The organism is Allobosea sp. 67-29 (genome assembly GCF_001898115.1).
Classification (GTDB): Bacteria; Pseudomonadota; Alphaproteobacteria; order Rhizobiales; family Beijerinckiaceae; genus Allobosea.
In genome coordinates, this window is sequence record NZ_MKSQ01000025.1 from 39340 (window position 1) to 59279 (window position 19940).

Sequence of the window (19940 nt, forward strand, 5' to 3'; positions counted from 1 at the left end):
GCCTGTCTCAATCGCGCTCCGTCGTCTCCGGCTCGCGCTCGAGCGTTCGCGCGCGGGCCTCTCCCGGCGGGCGGGCGCGCGCCCACAGCGAGATCAGCAGCAGGCCGATCGGCACCGCAGCCAGCACGATCCAGATCACGAAATTGCCGTCGCCAGCCATGCGGCCCCCCTTGGCGGTCACCTTGCGCCGGGGGCTTGACGCCAGGCCCGCAGCGGCAGACAGGAACGCCGCCGCAGGATAGCGGCATCGTTCCAAACCAAACAGCAGAGATCATGACCGGTTCCGGCACCGACCGCACCCGCCCCGCAGTCCAGGCGGCCGCGCCCGTCGTCATCCTGGTCGAGCCGCAGTTGGCCGAGAACATCGGCATGTGCGCGCGCGCCATGGCGAATTTCGGCCTCTCCGAGATGCGCCTCGTCGCCCCGCGCGACGGCTGGCCGAGCGGCGGCGGCCTCAAGAAGGGCGCCACCGCCGCCGCCTCCGGCGCGACCCACATTCTTGAGAATGCCCGGCTCTATGACAGCGCCGCCGAGGCGATCGCCGATCTCAACCACGTGCTGGCGACGACGGCCCGCGAGCGCGGCCAGATGAAGCGCGTGCTGACCCCGGCCGAGGCCATGCCCGAAATCGCCGGGCGGATCGGCGGGGGCGAGCGCGTCGGCATCCTGTTCGGCCGCGAGCGCATCGGCCTGACCAACGAGGAGATCAGCTTCGCCGACGCCATCCTGACCTTCCCGGTCAACCCGGCCTTCGCCTCGCTGAACCTTGCCCAGGCCGTGCTGCTCAACGGCTATGAATGGTTCAAGACGACCAATGGCGAGCCACCCTTCCGCGAGAACAACCCCTCCCCGCCGGCCCAGCGCGAGATGATCCTGTCGATGTTCGACTATCTCGAGGGCGAGCTCGACCTCTGCGGCTTCTTCCCGCCCGGCAAGAAGCCGATCATGACGGCGAACCTGCGCGACATCCTGCACCGTCTCGACATGACCGAGCAGGAAGCCCGCACCCTGCGCGGCGTCTTCAAGTCTCTGGTCGAGGGGCCGAGGAAGGCGCGGCTCATCGCGCGCCAGGCCGGTGCCCAGGAGCAAGGCTCGGAATGAAAAAAGCCGGCCCCGAAGGGCCGGCTCGTCTGATCGGGGGGTCTCGAAACATCCCGGTCAGAATTGATACTTCAGCGTCGCCTTCACCGTGCGGCCCGGCTCCGAATAGTAGTCGCGGGCCTGCGCCAGCGTGCCCGTCGGCACGTTGACCGCGTCCCAATATCTGCGATCGAAGATATTGTAGACGCCGACCTGCAGTTCGAGGTCGGCGATCTCCGGCATCGGCCGCCACCAGGCCGAGGCGTTGAAGATCGCATAGCCCGGCGCCCGGAAGCCGGCATCGGTCCCGGTCGTCGCCGCGACGTCGTTGCGCGCCGCCGCGAGCTTGGCGGACACCTCGGCGCCCCAGCGCTCCGTGCCGTAGGCCACCGCGACGATGCCCTGCATCGGCGGGATCGAGTTCAGGAAGGTGTCGTCGTCCTTGTTGCGGCCGCGGGTATAGGCGAACGAGCCGCGGACCAGCCAGTTCGGCGCGAAGGCGTATTGGCCGTTGATCTCGACCCCCTGGATTTCCGCGCGATTGATGTTCTGGAAGCTGAAGACGCCACCCTGCGGATACAGGCCACCGGGCGGCGCGACCTGCACCTGCTCGATGAAGTTCCGGTAGTTGGTGTGGAAGTAGGTGATCGAGCCGCCGAGCTGCTTGTCGCCGAAGCGCAGGCCGACGTCGATGCCGTTGCCGATCTCCGGCCGCAGGGTGGGATCGCCGGTACGCAGATAGGTTCCAGGTCCGCCGAAGCGGCCGTAGAGCTCGTTTGCGGTGGGCGCGCGGAAGGTCTTGGCCCATTGTGCGAAGACGGTCACGTCCTTCGCCCAGGGCGCGTTCTTCAGGATATCGTATTCGAGCCGGATGCGCGGCGACCAGGCCGAATCGCTGGACGACGGCGGCAGGCCGTTCGGCTGCGAACCACCGGCCGAATAGGCCGGCGTATTCTGCGGCTTCTCCTCGTACCAGTCGAAGCGGACGCCCGGCGTCACCCGCAACCGGTTGTCGAGCAGGCCGATCTCGTCATGCGCGTACAGTCCCACGAGCCTGCCGTCGACCTTGGGCTGGTCCGCCTGATTGGTATGCAGGTTGTTGCAGGTCGTGTACGGCGCGGAGAACATGCCGGAGGCCGGGCGTGCCGGGCAGTTGTCGATGCCGGACGAGTATTGCTCGAGCGACGACATGCGCAGCTCGGTACCGAGCATCAGCCGGTGCGAAATCGCTCCCGTCTGGAAATTCTTGATGAGGTGGCCGTTGAAGCCGTAGGCGTTCTCCTCGCTCTGGTTGTCGCGACCATAGGGGCCGACGATGCTGGTGTAGCGCCACGCATTCACGAGGTCGTTGCGCTTCAGCCTCTGCCAGTAGGCGACAGCATGGGCCTCGTCGAAGAACGAGCCCGGGAGCTTGTAATCGTAGCTCAGCGAGACGCGATTGCGTTCGACGTCTTCACCGGTCTGGTGTGAGCCGGGGCGGAAATTGCCGGTCGGCGAAACCGTGCTCGTCCGGGTCTGGGTGCGGTCGGAGCGCTTGAAGAACTCGCCGGTCACGCCGAAGCGGTGCTCTCCGACCTGCTGATAGATCTTGGCGAGGAAGTTGTACTGATTGAAGTCGCCCGGATTGGGCGCGGTCCGCGTCGCGCCGATCGTCTTGACGTCGCCGCGGTTGTCGGTCTCGTGGCCGTTGCGGAAACCGCCCTGCAGCAGCACGGAGGTGTTGTCCATCCTGGCCGCCGCCGCCGCGCTGCCGAACCAGGCCCTATCGGTGCTGTCGTAGCCGGTCTTGGCGAGCGCGCCGTAGGAACGGCCGTTGCGCAGCAGGTCCTCCGGATCGAGCGTGCGTACCGCGAGCGCGCCGCCGAGCGCACCGCTGCCGAGCGTGCTCGCGCCGCTGCCGCCGCGCAGCAGGTCGAGCGTGGAAAGCGAATCGAAGTCGAAGGCGTTCTGGGCGCCGCGGTTGATCCGCGTGTCGACCAGGAAGGGCTGGCGGATGCCGTCGATCGTCGTCAGCACCCGGGCGCCGTCGAGGCCGCGGATGTTCAGCGAATTGGTCTGCCGGTTGAAGGTGATGCCGGCCTCGACCCGGTTCGACAGATCCGTCAGGCTCTGCACCTGCTCGCGGTCGAGTTCCTGGCGCGTCACCCGCGTCGTCGTCGGCCCGCTCACCAGCGCGCCGCCCGCCTCGCTCTCGCCCTGCACGTTGATCTGGTCGAGCACGACGGCGTCGCTCGTCGAGACCGGCGGAGTCGAGGCCCCTTGCCGGCCGGCTTGCTGCGCTTCGGCCGATGACGCCATCGCCAGCAACATCGCCATGGTTCCCAAGGCCACGCCTCCGCGAAGCCTGCAAAAATCGACACTCATCGCCCAACCCCATTCTGCCGATGCCGGTTCGCAGCGGAACTTGCAGTTTAAAATGAATAAAAACAGAGTCTTATGATTCATAAGACTTGAGTTGCGTTATTATTTACGAAACATCATGTCAATTGGAGTCGAAGGTTAAAGCATAACAATAGAAATCGTCTAACAAATAACTATTCCAATGTAGAACAACATCGAACCTTGCAGAGGCCGTCTACCGGCTCCCGATCTCGTGATCGCGCAGAGAGGTTCCGGCGTCCGGCAGGTCATTGCCTCGTACGAAAAGCAGCGCATCTTCCCGTCATGAACGCAGGCTACGTCTCCATCGATCGACGCAAGCTCTTGACCCGAGGCAGCGCCATGGCCGCCGCGCTCTCGCTCGCCCGTGTTCCCGCGCGCGCGGCCGACATCGATGTGGTGGTTGTCGGCGCAGGCGCCGCGGGCATCGCCGCGGCACAGGCCCTGAAGGCGGCGGGCCGCGGCGTTGTCGTGCTGGAGGCCCGCAGCCGGACGGGCGGGCGCGCCTTCACCGACGCGTCTCTCGGCCCGGCCTACGACGCCGGTGCGATGTACATCCACTGGGCCGAGCGCAATCCCTGGGTCGCCATCGCCCGGGAGCTGGGCATCGAGACCGCGCCCGAAGCCGGCGGCGGAGGCTTCCGCGCCTTCGCGGACGGCAGGCCGATGGCGGCGGCCGACCGCGCGCGCCGCCGCGACGCCTTCCGCCAGATCGACCGCCGGCTGGAGACGCTCGACATCGGCGCGCGGGACATGTCGATCGCCGAATTGCTGGGCGACCTCGGGCCGGAGATGGCACCTATCGCCACCTCCGGCCTGCTGCTGTCGATCGGCGAGGAATCGAGCCGCATTTCGGCCCGCGACTACCAGCGGCTCTGGTCGGGCGACGACCTCGTCGTGCCGTCGGGCTATGGCAATCTGGTCGCCCGCTCCGGCGCCGGCCTCGACCTGCGCCTGAACGAACCGGTCGACGCGATCGACTGGGGCAGCTCCGCGGTGGCCGTGACCACCCGCTCGGGCACGTTGCGGGCCAAGGCCTGCATCGTCACGGTGCCGGTCGGGGTGCTGAAGGCGGAGGCGATCCGCTTCTCGCCTGCCCTGCCCGCCGCCACGCGTGACGCCCTGGACGGGCTCCACATGGGTGCGCTCACCAAGATCGCGCTGAAGGTCGAGGGCGATCGTTTCGGCATCTCGCCCGGCGCCAGCCTTCTCGAATCGGGCAAGCCGGAGGGGCTGATCAACTTCGACATGTATCCGGACGGCAAGGATATCGTCATCGGTTATTGTGGCGGCGATTTCGCCCGCCAGCTTTCGCAGGCCGGGCCGGACGAGGCGCGGGCCCACGCGACCGAACTGCTGGCGAAGATGATCGGCGGCGATTTCCGCAAGACCGTGAAGGCGGCGGCGTTTCCGGCCTGGTGGACGGACCCCTTCGCGCGCGGCTCCTATTCGGTCTGCGCGCCCGGCCATGACGCGGCACGGGAGGCGCTTGCCCTGCCGATCGGCGGCCGCCTCCTCATCGCGGGCGAGGCGACGGCGGGCGGCGGCGCCATGACCGTTGGCGGCGCGACGCTGGCAGGCCGCGCGGCGGCGGCCGCACTGATGCGGCTCAAGGCCTGACGCTCAGAGCACGAGCTCCCAGTTCTGGCCCACCAGGTCCCGGCCGAAGGAATGATGCCTCTCCTCGGCGACGAGCCGGAAGCCCTCGGCCTCGTAGATCGCCCGTGCCGCATGCAGGATGTCGTTCGTCCACAGCACCATGCGCCGGTAGCCCGCGGCACGCGCGAAGCCGACGGCCTCGCGGACCAGCGCCTTGCCGAGCCCCAACCCCTGCGCTCGTTTCTCCACGAGGACGAGCCTCAGCTTGGCGGTGTGGGCATCGTGCTCGACGACGAAGCTCGATCCGGCCGGCTCGCCCTCGAGCTCGGCGATGAAGCAGCGCTCGCGCCCCGGCTTGAAGCCGCGCAGGAAATTGGCGGCGATCTCGGCGACCAGCGCCTCGAAGCTCAGGTCCCAGCCGTATTCCTCGGCGTAGAGCCGGCCATGCGCCGAGATCACCCAGCCGATATCGCCCGCGCGGTGCTCGCGGATCGAAGGTCGCGGCCGCGCCGCGCTCCGGCCCGCGAAGAGAGCCTCCGTGTCGCGCAGCGCCCCGACGAGCCTGCCGCGCTCCGCCGGAGAGAGCCTCGCCAGGAGCGCCTCGGCCTGCTGACGCGAAGCCTGGTCGAGCGGCCGGAAGGCGGCCAGCCCCGCCGCCGTCAGGCGCAGGCGGAAGGCACGGCCATCGAGATCCGAGCGCTGCCGCTCGAGCCAACCCTGTGCTTCGAAGCGCTTGAGGATGCGCGAGAGATAGGCCGGGTCGAGATCGAGATCCCGCGAGAGCTCCACCGCCAGGCAGCCGCCCCGCTCCGCCAGTTCATAGAGCACGCGCGCCTCGGTCAGCGCGAAGCCCGCTCCGTGCAGGTTGCCGCCGAGCGCGCCGATCCAGCTTGTATGGAACCGGTTGAACCGGCGGATGGCCGCGACGGCCTCTGTCTCGCACTCTGCCATGGTCCCTCCTGCTGAAGAGCAGACTTCCATTTAGTAGACAGAGTCAACTAAAATTGACACAAGCGGTTCGGCAAGCGTTGACGCTCGCTTAACGGCTCTCTGGCGGTATCGGGCTTTGACATTTCGCGGCGCTGTCATGCAGGTCGATCTCCTCGCCGGAACGGGCCATCGTCCCCTCGCGATCCCCCGCCCCCAACCCACCATCCTCGTCTTCGATTCCGGCCTCGGCGGCCTGACCGTGCTCGGGCGCGCCACGCGCGCCTGCCCCGGGTCCAACATCGTCTATGCCGCCGACGATGCCGGCTTTCCCTATGGGCGGCTGAGCGAGGACGAGCTCGTCGCCCGGGTGCTGGCCGTGATGGAGCGCCTCGTCGCGCGCTTCCACCCCGACCTCGTCGTCATCGCGTGCAACACCGCCTCGACGCTGGTTCTGCCGGCGCTGCGGGCGCGCTTCGCCATCCCCTTCGTCGGCACGGTCCCTGCAATCAAGCCGGCTGCGGCCGCGACCCGCAGCGGGTTGATCTCGGTGCTGGCGACGCCCGGCACGGTCGCCCGCGACTACACCCGCGGCCTGATCGAGGCCTATGCCGCGAACCATCAGGTCACGCTGGTGGGGGCGACGCGGCTCGCCGGCCTCGCCGAGCAGGCCCTGAAGGGCGCGCCCGTGGACGATGCGGTGCTCGCAGCGGAAATCGCGCCCTGCTTCGTCGAGGCGGCGGGCCGGCGTACCGATGTCGTCACGCTATCCTGCACGCATTATCCGCTGCTGCTGGACCGGATGAAACGGCTCGCCCCCTGGCCTGTCGAGTGGATCGACCCGGCCCCGGCCATCGCCCGCCGCATCGCCGAACTGCTGCCGGCCGCTCGGGAGGCCGGGCTCGCCGGCCACGACGCCGCCGCGGTCTTCACGGGCGGCGACAGCCTGACCGGGCCGCTGCGCATCGCCCTCGCGGGCTATGGCCTGGCGCAGATCCTGCTGGAGCCGATGCCGCTCGGCAACTGAGCGATCGTCCGGGAGACTTTCGCAGTCCCTGTTTGACAAATCGCCCGGCGCGTGGTTCTAGAGCGCCGTCGCGCGGCTCCTCACGGGGCCGCGTGGTTTTTTCCGCACCCGTGATCCGCTCTTCTTCGGAAGCTGGATCTGTCGCCCCGGTGCATCGGATCGAAAAGCGGCTTCCGCCTTTCGGATATGTCCGGTGCAGAGAAAATGGCAGCTTCGCCAAAGCGGCATCCGTCGGATGCCGGCAAGCAGCCAGGGACAGGAGGGCGCGGTCCTCAACTCGCGAACCTGAGAGGACACGCGACATGTCGAAGCGCCATGAGGCGAAATACAAGATTGACCGCCGCCTCGGTCAGAACATCTGGGGCCGTCCGAAGTCCCCGGTCAACCGCCGTGAGTACGGCCCCGGCCAGCACGGCCAGCGCCGCAAGGGCAAGCCCTCCGACTTCGGCACGCAGCTGCGCGCCAAGCAGAAGCTGAAGGGCTATTACGGCTCGATCTCCGAGAAGCAGTTCCGCCGCTATTACGCCGAGGCGATCCGCCTCAAGGGCGACTCCGGCGAGAACCTCGTCGGCCTGCTCGAGCGCCGTCTCGACGCCGTGATCTACCGCGCCAAGTTCGTGCCGACCGTGTTCGCCGCCCGCCAGTTCGTCAACCACGGCCACATCACCGTGAACGGCAAGCGCGTCAACATCGCCTCCTATCAGGTGAAGCCGGGCGACGTGATCGCGGTCAAGGACTCGTCGAAGCAGCTCGCCATCGTCATCGAGTCGGCCGCCCTGGCCGAGCGCGACGTGCCTGATTACATCGACGCCGACCATACCAAGTTCTCTGCCACCTTCACCCGCACCCCGACGCTGACGGACGTGCCCTATGCGGTGCAGATGGAGCCGAACCTCGTCATCGAGTTCTACTCGCGCTGATGCAGTCGCGGTGGCTCGCCGCCGCCAGTCACGATATGCAGGGGGATGGCGTGTCGCCGTCCCCTTTTTCTTGTCTCGGGCCGCTCGCCCGTCCTCCGTCCAGGCCGCAAACGGCCAAATCTTGAACCGGCGCGCCAGCGAACCTATCCTCGCCGCATGCGCATGCCCGTTTTGCCCGCCCACCTGCCGCAGCGCGCACAGCGCCTCGAAGCCGATGATCGTTAAGCTGGCTCGACTCGCCATCGCGGCTGGGCTTGTGCTGATGGCGGGCACGACGCAGGCCGAGGTGCGCTTGCGCCGCAATGTCCGCGTCGGCGGCCACGACTTCTCGAACCAGACCTTCAACCGCAACCGCCGCGCCGTCATTCATCTCTACGACCGCCAGCCACGCCACTCCGGCTGTGTCTGGCGCGCCGACGGACGGGGCGGAAAGGTCAAGATCTGCCATCTGCGCCGCATCCGTTGATCCGACCATCGCACGCAATGAAAAGGGGCGCCCGGTCCGGCGCCCCTTTTCATTGCCCTTCGCCGGGCAGATCGCGCCAGCGCTTACAGATGCGAACCGACCTCGTCGCGGAAATAGTAGCAGCCGAGGCCGAGGCAGCCGATCAGGATCGACAGCGCATAAGGTCCGAACAGACAGATGACGAAAACGGAACCGATGAAGCTCCGCATTCCCCATGTCAGCCACATGCTCTTCATGGCTCACCCCTCGCATTGCATTGACTGACAAAGGGTAAACGGGAAGCCATGAATCCAACTTGAACAGATATGGTGAATATCGAAATTCGCTGTCAGTTCCGTGTGTTAGAAAGTTTGGCGGAATTGCGGCCGGCATCGCCGCTTCCGTTCTCAATCAAGCCGCAATGCCGTAGCGTCATGGATAGGTCCCACGCTCGGAGAGTGATTCGCATGACCAGAACATTGTTGATCGCCCTGGTGCTGGCCGGCAGCGCGAGCTTTGCCCATGCGCAGAGCTGCTCGGTCCAGGCCGGTGACAAGAAGCTCGCCGGCGCCGCCAAGACGAGCTTCATGACCAGATGCGAGAAGGATGCGACCGCGACCTGCGACAAGCAGGCGGCCGACAAGAAGCTGGCCGGCGCCGCCAAGGCCAGCTTCACCAAGAAATGCGTCTCCGACGCCGTCGGCGGTTGATCGCGCCGAACGCTACGGAAGCCAGGCCTGGATAAGACTGGATAAGAAAAGAGGCCGGCCCAAAGGGCCGGCCTCTTCCCGTCAGCGCGGGAAATCGTCACTCGTAGTCGTCGTAACCGCCGCGATCCGGCCCATCGCCGTTCCCGCGGTGCCAGCCCCAGCCATGGCCGCCGCCATGGTGGCGGCCACGCCATTCGCGCATCTCGCGGAAGCGTTCGCGGCCATCGGCCATGGCCTGCCGCACCGAGCGGCGCATCACCGTCTTCTGCTCGTCGCTCAAGGTCGCCCAGAGCGGCCTCACCGTGTCGGCCAGTTCCTTCGCTGCCGAGGCCCTCTCGCCCAGGCGCTTCGCGCGCGCGTCGATCCGCTCCATCATGTCGGCGCTGCGCAGATTCTCGCGCTCCTCGCGCAGGGCGGCCCAGTGCTCGCGGCGCTGCTCCGAGCGTTGCTTGACCAGCACCTCGACCTTGTCGAAGAGCGGAACCTGCTCGGGCTTCAGCTTCAGATCCTCACGAACCTTGGCGAAGCGCTGCTCCATCCGGGCCTTGGCTTGCTCGGCGCGGCGCTGGCGCCATTCCTCGCGCCGCTGCTCGCGCGTCTGGGAGGTCTGCTCCTGCTTCTTGTCGCCGCCCGCCGAAGGGACGGTCTGCGGCTGGGCCAGGGCGAAGGTGCTGGCGAGTGCCGCGATGGACGATGCGGCTATCAGGACGATGGGTTTCATGGAGGTCTCCTCGGGGGACAGCCTGTAACGTGTCGCTCAGCGGGTCTCGAAGCCGATTGGCGATGGCATCACGGTCGCTTCCAGCGCGTGAACCGGCGATGGCTCGCGCATGAAAAGATCGTAATGTGACGCCAACGCGTCCGGCGCGATTCGGTTCGGATCTCCATGCGCAACCTCATCACCGATGTCCGTGGCGTCCTCATCGGCCAGGCTCACGATGCAACCGCCGCCACCGGTGTCACGGCGGCGGTGTTCGAGCGCCCGGCGGTCGCCTCCGCCGCCGTGCTCGGCGGCGGGCCGGGCACCCGCGACACCGACCTGCTGCAGCCGGAAATGACCGTCGAGCATATCGACGCGGTGGTGCTTGCCGGCGGCTCGGCCTGGGGGCTGGGCGCCGCCGATGGCGTCATGGGCTGGCTCGCGAGCCAGGGCCGCGGCTTCCCGGTCGGCAGTTTTCGCGTGCCGATCGTGCCGCAGGCGATCCTGTTCGATCTGATGAACGGTGGCGACAAGCCCTGGGCACGCGGTAACGGCGAGACGCCCTATCGCCGGCTCGGCACCGAGGCCGCGCAGGCGGCCGGGCCGGACTTCGCGCTCGGCACTGCCGGCGCCGGCTATGGCGCAACGACGGTGAACCTGAAGGGCGGTGTCGGCTCGGCCAGCGCCCGCGCCGCAACCGGCCAGATCGTCGGCGCGCTGGTTGCCGTCAACGCCGTCGGCAGCGCCACGATCGGCGACGGGCCGCATTTCTGGGCGGCGCCCTATGAGCACAGCGCCGAGTTCGGCGGTCTCGGCTGGCCGGCGGCGATCACCCCTGCCGAGACCGCGCTGCGCTTCAAGGGAGGCACCGGGCGGAACACCACGATCGCCCTGGTCGCGACCGATGCCGTACTCACCAAGGCGCAGGCGAAGCGGCTCGCGCTCGCCGCCCATGACGGCCTCGCCCGGGCATTGCGCCCGGCCCACGCCCCGCTCGACGGCGACATCGTCTTCGCCGCCGCGACGGGCTACAGCGGCGCGCCCTCGGATGCCTTCGCTCTGACCGAGCTCTGCGCCACCGCGGCCGACGTCCTGGCGCGTGCGATAGGGCGCGGCGTCCATGCCGCGACGGCGCTGCCCTTCCCGGGCGCGCTGCCGGCCTGGCGCGACCGCTTCGGCGGCTGAACGAGGCCGCTCGCGGGCCCCCGAACTTAACCGGCCGGCAACCAATTCGGCGCAACCTGGGCGAGTACTATCGAGCAGCGTCGGCAAGCCGGGGGGGGCTTCGCATGCGTGAGATAGCCTTCGGCCTGCTTCTGGCAGCGGCGATCGTCGTGACCGCCTTCCTGGCGGCGATGTGGCCGGAGCCGGGCCGGCCGCTGGTCGCTTTCTTTCCCGCCGGAAGCTCCGCGCGGGCGATGTCGGAAGCGGTGGCGCGCGCCGGCGGCAGCCTTCTGGACATCGACACGGGCTCGGCAACGATCACGACCATTGCCGACGACGCCGGCTTTCCGACCGCCCTCTACCGCTCCGGGGCCTGGCTGGTTCTGGACGGCTCCGTCGCGCAGCTTTGCGCCCGCTTCCGCCGCTGGAGGACCTGATGAGCAGCGTCGAACGCTTTCGCCGTCGCTTCGCGCCGCTGCTCATGGCCGTGCTCTGGGCCAATTTCGCTCTTCTCGGCCTGATTGCCGCCCGTGGCGATGGGATGATCCCGATCGCGGGCGCAGTCTTCGCGGCCATGGCCACGCTCGCCTGGATGATCGACCGTACCGGCTGGGTCACCCGGCAGACCAGCAGCGTCGCCGTGCTCGGCCAGGTGATGCTGCTCGTCTACGCCTTCCGGCAGCATCCCTACCAGGCCGACATGCATATGTATTTCTTCGCCATGCTGGCCGTGCTCGCCGGCTGGCTCGACTGGCGGATCTTCGTCCCGGCGACGGCGGTGATCGGACTGCACCACCTGCTGCTCAGCCTGTTCTACGCCGCCGGCGTCTTCCCGAACGGCAGCGACGTCAACCGCGTCCTGCTGCACGCGGCCATCGTGGTCGTCCAGGCGGCCGCGCTGAGCTGGATCGTGCATGCGCTGAACCGCTCGATGCAGACCACCGAGCAGGAGCGCCACGAAGCCGACATCGCCCGCAAGGCCGCCGACGAGGCGCGGCGCGACGTCGCCGAGACGACCACCCGCGCCGCCGGCGAGCGACGGCAAATTCTGCATCGGATCGCCAACGAATTCGAGCAGAGGATCACCGGCATCACCCGCGACCTGGTGCAATCGGTCCAGTCGCTGCATCTCGCCTCGCAGGAGATGCGCAGCGGTGCGGGCGAGGTTTCCAAGCGCTCCACCGTCGCCTCGCGGTCGTCCCGCGAAATGTCGGCGAATGTGCAGGCGGTCGGGCAGGTCACGACCGAGCTCGCCGATTCCTTCGCCGAGGTCGACCGTCAGGTCGGGGAAACCACGCGCGTCGTCGGCGACACCACGCGGCAGGCCGGGGCCGTGCTCGAGTCGGTCGCCGATCTCTCGCGCAAGGCCGACGAGATCAGCACGATCGTCGTCACCATCTCCACGATCGCACAGCACACCAACCTGCTCGCGCTGAATGCCTCGATCGAGGCTGCCCGGCTCGGCCATTCCCGAGGCGGGTTCAGCGTGGTTGCCCAGGAGATCAAGATGCTCGCCGAGCAGACCTCGCAGGCGACCGAGGCGATCCAGTCACAGATCGACGCGATCCACACCTCCAGCAAGACCGCCATCTCCGCCATCGATGCGATGAACGACACGATCGGCTCGCTCAACCGCATTTCCGGACATGTCGCCGCGGTGGTCGAGCAGCAGACGGCCGCAGCCGTGGGGCTCGCCGCCAATATCGGCCGCGTCGCGAACGAGACCGTCGTCGCCGGGGAGCATATCGAGTTCGCAAGCCGCATGGCGACAGAGACCGATGTCGCCGCCGGCCAGATCGCGGATTCGGCCGATCGGCTTTCGCAGCAATCGACCCACCTCGACCAGGAAGTCGCGCAGTTCCTCGGCCACATCCGCGCGGCCTGAGGGAATTGTTCCGGAAACGCGAAATCGGCTATAGCATCGGCCGGTCGGTGAAATCTCCTTTCCGGAACGATCCGGCACACTGAAAACGTGATCGACCGCGCCCATCTGCGCACGCGATCCCAGGCAGCACCATGTCCACAGACGATTTCCTCGCCCGTTTCGGCTCGCCCGGCGCGAGCCAGCCCGACCCCGTCGCCGCAGCCCAGCAGGCGATGCGCAACCCCTTGCCGGCGCGCTTCTACAAGCTGGCGGGCACATTGGAGCAGGACGGGCTGTTCCATGTCGCGCTCGACGGCAGGACGGCCCGTACCCCCGCCCGCAAACCCCTCGCCGTCGGCTCGCGCCCGGTGGCGGAAGCCCTTGCAACCGAGTGGGAAGCCCAAAGCGAACGCATCGATCCGGCCCGGATGCCTCTGACCCGCCTCGTCAATTCGGCGCTGGACGGCGTGGCGGACCAGCAGGAGGCCGTACGCGCCGAAATCGTCCGCTACGCCGCATCCGATGCGCTCTGCTATCGGGCCGGAGAACCGGCAGAGCTGGTCGCGCTGCAGGATGCCGTCTGGCAGCCTGTTCTGCGCGAGGTCGAGGCCCTGATCGGAGGCCGCTTCGTGCTGAGCCAGGGCGTGGTCTTTGCCGAGCAGCCCGTGGAGACGCTGGCGGCCTTCGCCCGAAAGGTCGATGCCATCCCCGCCCCGCTCGCGCTTGCAGGCGCCCACAACGTCATGACCCTGACCGGCTCCGCGATCCTGACGCTGGCGCTCGCGCACCGGCTGGTCGGCCCGGATGCGACCTGGGAAGCGGCTCATCTCGACGAGGATTACCAGATCTCGGTCTGGGGCCAGGACGAGGAGGCGGCCGAGCGGCGCGCCATCCGGCGGCGCGAATTCGACGCCGCCGTGCTGTTGTTGGAACATGGCTAGCCGAAAGCCGAACAGGCCGGGCGTAGACTCGCGCCGTCAGGCCCCTTAATCCGGATGCCGACCATTTCGTCGGCTCCGGGGTTCCCGCCATGAAGGACGTTCTCGAACAGCTCGAATCCCGCCGCGAGGGCGCACGGCTCGGCGGCGGCGAACGTCGCATCGAGGCGCAGCACAAGCGCGGCAAGCTGACGGCGCGCGAGCGCATCGAGCTCCTGCTCGACAAGGACTCCTTCGAGGAGTTCGACATGTTCGTGCAGCAGCGCTGCGTCGATTTCGGCATGGACAAGGCCGAGAAGATCCCCGGCGACGGCGTCGTCACCGGCTGGGGCACGGTCAACGGCCGCACCGTTTTCGTCTTCTCGAAGGACTTCACCGTCTTCGGCGGCTCGCTCTCCGAGACCCACGCCCAGAAGATCATCAAGATTCAGGACATGGCGCTGAAGATGCGCGCGCCGATCGTCGGCCTGTTCGATGCCGGCGGCGCCCGCATCCAGGAGGGCGTCGCGGCGCTCGGTGGCTATGGCGAGGTCTTCAAGCGCAATGTGCAGGCGTCGGGTGTCATCCCCCAGATCTCGGTGATCATGGGCCCCTGCGCCGGTGGCGACGTCTATTCCCCGGCGATGACCGATTTCATCTTCATGGTCCGCGACACCTCCTACATGTTCGTGACCGGTCCCGAGGTGGTGAAGACCGTCACCAACGAGACCGTCACCTCCGAGGAACTCGGCGGCGCCAAGGTCCATACCTCGAAATCCTCCGTCGCGGATGGCTCCTTCGAGAACGACGTCGAGGCGCTGCTGCAGGTGCGCCGGCTGATCGACTTCCTGCCGGCCAACAACACCGTCGGCGTCCCGGAATGGCCGAGCTTCGACGTGCCCGACCGCGTCGACATGAGCTTGGACACGCTGGTCCCGGACAATCCGAACAAGCCCTACGACATCAAGGAACTGATCCTGAAGACGGTCGACGAGGGCGACTTCTTCGAGATTCAGGAAGCCTACGCGAAGAACATCGTCACCGGCTTCGCCCGCATCGAGGGCCGCACCGTCGGCATCGTCGCGAACCAGCCGATGGTTCTGGCCGGCGTCCTCGATTCCGACGCCTCGCGCAAGGCCGCCCGCTTCGTGCGCTATTGCGACGCCTTCGAAGTCCCGATCGTCACCTTCGTCGACGTTCCCGGCTTCCTGCCGGGCACCGCCCAGGAATATGGCGGCCTGATCAAGCACGGCGCCAAGCTGCTCTTCGCCTATAGCGAATGCACCGTACCGCTGGTCACGATCATCACGCGCAAGGCTTTCGGCGGCGCCTATGACGTGATGGCCTCCAAGCATATCGGCGCCGACGTCAACTACGCCTGGCCGTCCGCGCAGATCGCGGTGATGGGCGCCAAGGGTGCGGTCGAGATCATCTTCCGCGGCATGGACGCGGATGGCATCGCGGCCAAGACCAAGGAATACGAGGACCGCTTCATGTCCCCCTTCGTCGCGGCCGAGCGCGGCTATGTCGACGAAGTCATCATGCCACACTCGACCCGCCGCCGCATCGCCCGGGCGCTTGCCATGCTCCGCACCAAGAACGTCGAACGCCCCTGGCGCAAGCATGACAACATCCCGCTCTGAGGCCCATGGCCACGACGCGCCGCGGCGGTCGCGAGAAGCCAATCGAACCCTCCCGTCGATCCGGCCCGATGATGTGCCGGCCGGGAGCCGAGCTCCGGGCTCCGGCATGACACCCGCGGCATAATCCGCTAAGGCGGCAGCCACCCTCTCGAACTGCCGTCCGAATGCTCTTCAACTCCTTCGCCTTCCTGCTCGCCTTCCTGCCGCTGGCGCTCGCGCTGCACTGGCTGGCGGAACGTTTCGCGCCGAGCCTGCGCCTGCCGGTGCTGGTCCTGCTGTCCTTCGCCTTCTACGGCTACTGGGACTGGCGCTTCCTGCCGCTGCTGATCCTGTCCATCGGCATCAACTGGCTGATCGCGGAAGCCTTCCAGAAGTCCCGGGCCGGGGGTCTGATAACGCTCGCCATCGTGCTCAACCTCGCCGTCCTGGCGATCTTCAAATACTTCAACTTCTTTGCCGAGCTCGCTGGAATGATTCCGGGATTGCCGGTTCCGAAGCTCGATGTCGCGCTGCCGCTCGGCATTTCCTTCTTCACCTTCCACCACATCATGTACCTGACCGATCTGAGGCGCGGCCAGGCGCCGCGCTACGATCTCGTCCGCTATGCGCTCTACATCGCCTTCTTCCCGCAGGTCCTGGCAGGGCCGCTGGTCCGCTGGCGCGAGATCATGCACCAGCTCGACGAGCGCCCCTACCAGCGCCCGGACGCGGCCGAGCGGATCGCGCGCGGGCTGATGCTGCTGACCCTCGGCCTCGCCAAGAAGGTGCTGCTCGGCGACCCGCTGGCCGAGTACGCCAACCCGATCTTCGCGGCCGCCGCCGCCGGCAAGGTCGTGAGCGTGATGGAAGCCTGGCAGGCGACGCTCGCCTTCACCTTCCAGATCTATTTCGACTTTTCGGGCTACACCGACATGGCGCTCGGAATCGCCCTGCTGTTCGGCGTCGTGCTGCCGCAGAACTTCGACATCCCCTATCGCTCGCTCTCGATCCAGGATTTCTGGCGGCGCTGGCACATGACCCTGTCGCGCTTCCTGCGCGACTATCTCTACATTCCGCTCGGCGGCTCGCGCAGCGGCCTACCCACCCAGGTCTGGGCGCTTTTCGCCACCATGGCTCTCGGCGGCCTCTGGCACGGAGCCGGCCTGACCTTCGTCGCCTGGGGCGTGGCGCACGGCCTGGCGCTGATCGTCGCTTTGTTCTGGCGCCGCGCCGGCTGGCCGATGCCTGCCCCGCTCGGCTGGCTCCTCACCTTCCTGTTCGTGGTGCTGTGCTGGGTGCTGTTCCGGGCCCCGAGCTTCGAAGCCGCGCTGGCGATCTACAAGGGCCTGTTCGGCCTGGCTCCGATCGGGACCGGCTTCAAATGGCGCGCGCTGCTGCCGGCCGCCGCTTTCGCGATCATCGGCCCGACCGCCTGGAACCTGGTGCACCGGCTCCCCCCGGCGCGCTGGCTGGCCGTGCTGGCTGGCCTCCTGTTCGTCCTCATCCTGCTCAAGATCGGCGAAGACGCCAATTATGAGTTCATCTACTTCCAGTTCTGAGGCCGGCGGCGCCGAGAGGCCTGCGGAATGGGCTCGCTTCGCCCTGACCTTCGTCGCCGCCGCGACGCTGCTGTCGGCCGCCTTCCTCGGAACCGCCTTCCTGATCGACCCCTACGACACCGGCCGTTCGCCGCTGGCGCTGAAGGCCGGCGTGCCTCCGCAGGGACCGCGGACCGCGCTGGCCAGCCGCGGCCGCGATCCGCGGTTCACCGGCGCGATCATCGGCAACTCCCACATCCAGCTCGTTTCGCCCGAGCGGCTGCGCGAGAAGACCGGCATCCCTTTCGTCTCGCTGATCGCGCCGGCGACCAGGCCGAAGGAGTCGCTTGCCACGATCGACTGGTTCCTCCGGCACCATCGCAGCAGCCCGGCCCAGGCGATCGTGGTCGGCGTCGACAGGAGCTGGTGCACGTCCGACCCGTCCCTCCTCCCCGACCATCCCTTCCCGTTCTGGCTGCTGTCGCGTGACACGGCCGCCTACCTCGGCGGGCTGATGCGCTACGACCTCATCGAGGCGCTGCCGCGCCGGGTCGCCTATCTGCTTTCGGAGAAGGCCGGGCGCGGCCGGCCCGACGGCTACTGGGACTATGACGCCGCCGGTTCTCCTCCGCGTGCGAAAACCCGGACCAGCCTGGAAACGCCGATCGAGACCGGCGGCGGCAATGTCGCAGGTCCCTTCCCGGCCGCAGCCGGCCTCGAAGCGCTGATGGCAGCGGCGCCGCAGACTGCGCTGATCCTCGTCCGCCCTCCGGTCTACGTCACCGCGCTCCCGAGGCCCGGCACACGCGACGCTTCGGCGGACGCGGCCTGCCGCGAGGCCTTTGCCGGGCTCGCCACGCGGCGCGCGAAGACGGCTCTCGTCGACTGGCGGGTCGACCGGCCGCCCCTGCACGACCCGAATCTCTTCTTCGATCACGGCCATTATCGCCAGCCGATCGCGCGCCTGCTGGAGCAGGATATCGCCGACGCGCTCGGAAAGGTCGCGAAATAGGCCGGGATCATGCTCTCGCGCGGAGATTTCCGCCCGTTTGCCCCGTTCTTGCACGAACCAGTTGAAGTCGTGTCGGAAGCGATTGTTCCGCTTGAAACGGATCGCTATAAGGGCGCCAAATCGGCTCACCCTCCCCCGGCAAAGCCGACGGGCGCGTGAGCGGACAACTCAGAGAGCGCGCCCATGTCGAAGCAGATCATCCTCGATGCGGACTACAAGCCGAGCGATGACGAGCCGTTCATGAACGACCGTCAGCGTGAGTATTTCCGTGGCAAGCTCCTCGCCTGGAAGGACGAGATCCTGAAGGAAGCGAAGGAGACCCTCGTCGCCCTCCAGAGCGAGAGCGAGAACCATCCCGACATCGCCGACAGGGCCTCTTCCGAGACCGACCGCGCCATCGAGCTGCGGGCCCGCGACCGCCAGCGCAAGCTGATCGCCAAGATCGACGCCGCCATCGCCCGCATCGACGACGGCTCCTACGGCTATTGCGAGGAAACCGGCGAGCCGATCTCGCTGAAGCGCCTCGAAGCCCGCCCGATCGCGACGCTCTCGCTGGAAGCCCAGGAGCGCCACGAGCGCAACGAGCGTGTCTTCCGCGACGATTGAGATTGGCCGGCCATCGCCTGGTTTCGAAAGGCCCCGCACAATCGTGCGGGGCCTTTTGCGTTGAGCAATGACGAATCCGGCGGGAACGCCAGCTGCTACGCGACGACCCTTCTCGTCGCCGCAACCGGGGTCGACTTCAGCGTGAGTGCCCAGAAAGCCAGCGTCGCAAGGCTGATCAACGCACCCGCCGTACATACTCCCGGCCAGCCAGCATGGGCATAGATGACCGTCGAGGTTGAGGAACCGACGGCACTACCGACCGAATAGAAGATCATGTAGGCCGCCGTCAGGCGGTTCTGCGCATCGGGCCTGACACGGTAGATCATCGCCTGATTGGTGACGTGGACAGCCTGAAGACCGAAGTCGATCACCAGCACTCCGGCGATCAGCCACAGAATCGACTGTTGGAGCTGCGCCATCAGCGCCCAGGCCAACAGCATCATCGCGAGTGCGATCCCCGTCGTTGGCTGGCCGTGGCCGCGATCGGTCCAGCGCCCGGCCCGCGTCGCCCCGAGCGCCCCCGCAGCACCCGCCAGGCCGAAGAGACCGATCTCCGTATGGGAAAGCGAGAAGGGCGGCGCGCTGAGCGGCAGGACGAGCGGGGCCAGCAAGGTCGTGATGTTGGCGAAGATCAGCATGGCGATGACCCCACGGATGCGCAGGGTCGGTTCCGTGGCGATCAGGGTGACGAGGGAGGCGATGAGGCGGCCATAGGACAGGCCCACGGGCTTCCGCTCCTGCCGCGGAAGCATTCTCCAGAGCATGAGCACGATCAGCAGTGTGAGCCCCGCAGAGACGAAGTAGACCGTCCGCCAGCCCGACAGGTCGGTCAGAGATCCGGCAATGGTTCGCGCCAGCAGGATGCCCAGGACGATCCCGCTCGTGACCACGCCGACGATATGGCCGCGTTCCGACGGGCGCGCCAAGCTCGCGGCATAAGCCACCAGGGCCTGCGTCACGACGGCGAGAAGGCCCACCGCCGCCATCGAGGCGAGCAGCATCGCGGCCGAATTCGAGACGCCGACACAGGCAAGAGCCAGCACGGAAAGCAGCGACTGGCCGATGATCAGCCTGCGGCGATCGAGAAGATCCCCCAGCGGAACGAGCAGGAGCAGACCCAGCCCGTAACCCAGCTGCGTTGTCCCCACGATCAGCCCAGCGGCGCCGCGGGACAGATCGAGATCGTCTGCCATCACATCGAGCAACGGATGCGCGAAATAGGCGTTGGCAACGGCAAGCCCGCTCGCCGCGGCGAACAGCAGAATGGTGCGGCCATTCAACGACGGCGTCTCGGGCAGCGGCTCCCCTGCGACCCAGCCTGTGGCCTGAACGGTACTGTCCCCGGTTCGAGGACGAACGCTCTCTTTCGCTGCGCCGGGCCGCGCCGCGCCCTGATCTAAATCCATTGCAGCCCTCAGGCACTGGTTTTA

The 19940-nt window shown here is 67.5% G+C and carries 20 protein-coding genes; 14 read left to right on the top strand and 6 right to left on the bottom strand.

All coding sequences use genetic code 11. The features are described 5' to 3' along the window. Window positions 1-7: 7 nt before the first annotated feature. Window positions 8-160 carry a hypothetical protein gene (locus BGO20_RS18790; protein WP_291660774.1) on the bottom strand — a complete coding sequence of 51 codons (153 nt, stop codon included), beginning with the start codon at window positions 158-160 and terminating at the stop codon, window positions 8-10. A gap of 113 nt (window positions 161-273) precedes the next feature. Here BGO20_RS18790 and BGO20_RS18795 point away from each other — a divergent pair, with 113 nt between their 5' ends. Beyond that, the gene (locus BGO20_RS18795) at window positions 274-1101 is read left to right on the top strand and encodes an RNA methyltransferase (RefSeq protein WP_291660772.1); all 828 of its coding nucleotides are present in this window, start codon (window positions 274-276) and stop codon (window positions 1099-1101) included. Between the two features lie 57 nt (window positions 1102-1158). Here BGO20_RS18795 and BGO20_RS18800 read toward each other — a convergent pair whose 3' ends face one another. After that, window positions 1159-3411 carry a TonB-dependent hemoglobin/transferrin/lactoferrin family receptor gene (locus BGO20_RS18800; RefSeq protein WP_291660771.1) on the bottom strand — a complete coding sequence of 751 codons (2253 nt, stop codon included), beginning with the start codon at window positions 3409-3411 and terminating at the stop codon, window positions 1159-1161. A gap of 333 nt (window positions 3412-3744) precedes the next feature. On the opposite strand from BGO20_RS18800, the gene BGO20_RS18805 reads away from it, so the two are divergent. Continuing rightward, complete coding sequence (locus BGO20_RS18805) at window positions 3745-5079, top strand: flavin monoamine oxidase family protein (protein WP_291660770.1); 1335 nt, start codon at window positions 3745-3747, stop codon at window positions 5077-5079. 3 nt (window positions 5080-5082) lie between these two features. Here BGO20_RS18805 and BGO20_RS18810 read toward each other — a convergent pair whose 3' ends face one another. Next, window positions 5083-6009, bottom strand: a complete 927-nt coding sequence (locus tag BGO20_RS18810) for a bifunctional helix-turn-helix transcriptional regulator/GNAT family N-acetyltransferase (protein ID WP_291660768.1) — start codon at window positions 6007-6009, stop codon at window positions 5083-5085. Between the two features lie 136 nt (window positions 6010-6145). On the opposite strand from BGO20_RS18810, the gene murI reads away from it, so the two are divergent. From murI to BGO20_RS18825, 3 genes are all read left to right on the top strand, one after another. Then, entirely contained in the window at window positions 6146-7012 is an 867-nt protein-coding gene (murI, locus tag BGO20_RS18815) for a glutamate racemase (RefSeq protein ID WP_291660767.1), read from the top strand. 302 nt (window positions 7013-7314) lie between these two features. Then, complete coding sequence (gene rpsD / locus BGO20_RS18820; protein ID WP_291660766.1) at window positions 7315-7932, top strand: 30S ribosomal protein S4; 618 nt, start codon at window positions 7315-7317, stop codon at window positions 7930-7932. Window positions 7933-8146: 214 nt separating this feature from the next. Then, window positions 8147-8398, top strand: coding sequence for a hypothetical protein (locus tag BGO20_RS18825; RefSeq protein WP_291660764.1), 252 nt, complete (start codon window positions 8147-8149; stop codon window positions 8396-8398). 83 nt (window positions 8399-8481) lie between these two features. Here BGO20_RS18825 and BGO20_RS18830 read toward each other — a convergent pair whose 3' ends face one another. Then, entirely contained in the window at window positions 8482-8634 is a 153-nt protein-coding gene (locus tag BGO20_RS18830) for a hypothetical protein (protein WP_291660763.1), read from the bottom strand. Between the two features lie 210 nt (window positions 8635-8844). Between BGO20_RS18830 and BGO20_RS18835 the strand changes: the two genes are divergently transcribed. Next, on the top strand, window positions 8845-9087 hold the full coding sequence (locus BGO20_RS18835) for a PsiF family protein (RefSeq protein ID WP_291660761.1): 243 nt from the start codon (window positions 8845-8847) through the stop codon (window positions 9085-9087). A 97-nt stretch (window positions 9088-9184) separates the two neighbouring features. On the opposite strand, the gene BGO20_RS18840 is transcribed toward BGO20_RS18835, so the two are convergent. Continuing rightward, a complete protein-coding gene (locus BGO20_RS18840) occupies window positions 9185-9808 on the bottom strand; it encodes a Spy/CpxP family protein refolding chaperone (RefSeq protein ID WP_291660760.1) in 624 nt (207 codons plus the stop codon). A gap of 165 nt (window positions 9809-9973) precedes the next feature. Here BGO20_RS18840 and BGO20_RS18845 point away from each other — a divergent pair, with 165 nt between their 5' ends. The 8 genes from BGO20_RS18845 (at window position 9974) to dksA (ending at window position 18510) form a co-directional block, all read left to right on the top strand. Then, the gene (locus BGO20_RS18845) at window positions 9974-10972 is read left to right on the top strand and encodes a P1 family peptidase (RefSeq protein WP_291660759.1); all 999 of its coding nucleotides are present in this window, start codon (window positions 9974-9976) and stop codon (window positions 10970-10972) included. Window positions 10973-11076: 104 nt separating this feature from the next. Beyond that, complete coding sequence (locus tag BGO20_RS18850) at window positions 11077-11388, top strand: hypothetical protein (RefSeq protein ID WP_291660757.1); 312 nt, start codon at window positions 11077-11079, stop codon at window positions 11386-11388. Beyond that, complete coding sequence (locus BGO20_RS18855) at window positions 11388-12836, top strand: methyl-accepting chemotaxis protein (RefSeq protein ID WP_291660755.1); 1449 nt, start codon at window positions 11388-11390, stop codon at window positions 12834-12836. Before BGO20_RS18850 ends, BGO20_RS18855 begins: the two co-directional genes overlap by 1 nt. Before the next feature lie 131 nt (window positions 12837-12967). After that, window positions 12968-13756 carry an ATP12 family chaperone protein gene (locus BGO20_RS18860; RefSeq protein ID WP_291660754.1) on the top strand — a complete coding sequence of 263 codons (789 nt, stop codon included), beginning with the start codon at window positions 12968-12970 and terminating at the stop codon, window positions 13754-13756. Window positions 13757-13845: 89 nt separating this feature from the next. Then, window positions 13846-15375, top strand: a complete 1530-nt coding sequence (locus BGO20_RS18865) for an acyl-CoA carboxylase subunit beta (RefSeq protein ID WP_291660752.1) — start codon at window positions 13846-13848, stop codon at window positions 15373-15375. A gap of 164 nt (window positions 15376-15539) precedes the next feature. Next, the gene (locus BGO20_RS18870; protein ID WP_291660750.1) at window positions 15540-16913 is read left to right on the top strand and encodes an MBOAT family O-acyltransferase; all 1374 of its coding nucleotides are present in this window, start codon (window positions 15540-15542) and stop codon (window positions 16911-16913) included. After that, a complete protein-coding gene (locus BGO20_RS18875) occupies window positions 16888-17904 on the top strand; it encodes a hypothetical protein (protein ID WP_291660748.1) in 1017 nt (338 codons plus the stop codon). Before BGO20_RS18870 ends, BGO20_RS18875 begins: the two co-directional genes overlap by 26 nt. A 183-nt stretch (window positions 17905-18087) precedes the next feature. Next, entirely contained in the window at window positions 18088-18510 is a 423-nt protein-coding gene (dksA, locus tag BGO20_RS18880; RefSeq protein WP_158445850.1) for an RNA polymerase-binding protein DksA, read from the top strand. Window positions 18511-18605: 95 nt separating this feature from the next. Here the strand turns inward: dksA and BGO20_RS18885 are convergent, their stop codons facing one another. Then, window positions 18606-19916, bottom strand: coding sequence for an MFS transporter (locus tag BGO20_RS18885; protein ID WP_465246056.1), 1311 nt, complete (start codon window positions 19914-19916; stop codon window positions 18606-18608). Window positions 19917-19940: the final 24 nt, after the last annotated feature.

Bases quoted from the DNA above. Each gene is read 5' to 3' on its own strand.
- BGO20_RS18835 (WP_291660761.1), top strand. From the start codon at position 8,845: ATGACCAGAACATTGTTGATCGCCCTGGTGCTGGCCGGCAGCGCGAGC.
- dksA (WP_158445850.1), top strand. From the start codon at position 18,088: ATGTCGAAGCAGATCATCCTCGATGCGGACTACAAGCCGAGCGATGAC.
- BGO20_RS18855 (WP_291660755.1), top strand. From the start codon at position 11,388: ATGAGCAGCGTCGAACGCTTTCGCCGTCGCTTCGCGCCGCTGCTCATG.
- BGO20_RS18875 (WP_291660748.1), top strand. From the start codon at position 16,888: ATGAGTTCATCTACTTCCAGTTCTGAGGCCGGCGGCGCCGAGAGGCCT.
- BGO20_RS18870 (WP_291660750.1), top strand. From the start codon at position 15,540: ATGCTCTTCAACTCCTTCGCCTTCCTGCTCGCCTTCCTGCCGCTGGCG.
- BGO20_RS18830 (WP_291660763.1), bottom strand. From the start codon at position 8,634: ATGAAGAGCATGTGGCTGACATGGGGAATGCGGAGCTTCATCGGTTCC.
- BGO20_RS18885 (WP_465246056.1), bottom strand. From the start codon at position 19,916: ATGGATTTAGATCAGGGCGCGGCGCGGCCCGGCGCAGCGAAAGAGAGC.
- murI (WP_291660767.1), top strand. From the start codon at position 6,146: ATGCAGGTCGATCTCCTCGCCGGAACGGGCCATCGTCCCCTCGCGATC.
- BGO20_RS18795 (WP_291660772.1), top strand. From the start codon at position 274: ATGACCGGTTCCGGCACCGACCGCACCCGCCCCGCAGTCCAGGCGGCC.
- BGO20_RS18810 (WP_291660768.1), bottom strand. From the start codon at position 6,009: ATGGCAGAGTGCGAGACAGAGGCCGTCGCGGCCATCCGCCGGTTCAAC.
- BGO20_RS18840 (WP_291660760.1), bottom strand. From the start codon at position 9,808: ATGAAACCCATCGTCCTGATAGCCGCATCGTCCATCGCGGCACTCGCC.
- BGO20_RS18825 (WP_291660764.1), top strand. From the start codon at position 8,147: ATGATCGTTAAGCTGGCTCGACTCGCCATCGCGGCTGGGCTTGTGCTG.
- BGO20_RS18860 (WP_291660754.1), top strand. From the start codon at position 12,968: ATGTCCACAGACGATTTCCTCGCCCGTTTCGGCTCGCCCGGCGCGAGC.
- BGO20_RS18805 (WP_291660770.1), top strand. From the start codon at position 3,745: ATGAACGCAGGCTACGTCTCCATCGATCGACGCAAGCTCTTGACCCGA.
- BGO20_RS18845 (WP_291660759.1), top strand. From the start codon at position 9,974: ATGCGCAACCTCATCACCGATGTCCGTGGCGTCCTCATCGGCCAGGCT.
- BGO20_RS18790 (WP_291660774.1), bottom strand. From the start codon at position 160: ATGGCTGGCGACGGCAATTTCGTGATCTGGATCGTGCTGGCTGCGGTG.
- rpsD (WP_291660766.1), top strand. From the start codon at position 7,315: ATGTCGAAGCGCCATGAGGCGAAATACAAGATTGACCGCCGCCTCGGT.
- BGO20_RS18865 (WP_291660752.1), top strand. From the start codon at position 13,846: ATGAAGGACGTTCTCGAACAGCTCGAATCCCGCCGCGAGGGCGCACGG.
- BGO20_RS18850 (WP_291660757.1), top strand. From the start codon at position 11,077: ATGCGTGAGATAGCCTTCGGCCTGCTTCTGGCAGCGGCGATCGTCGTG.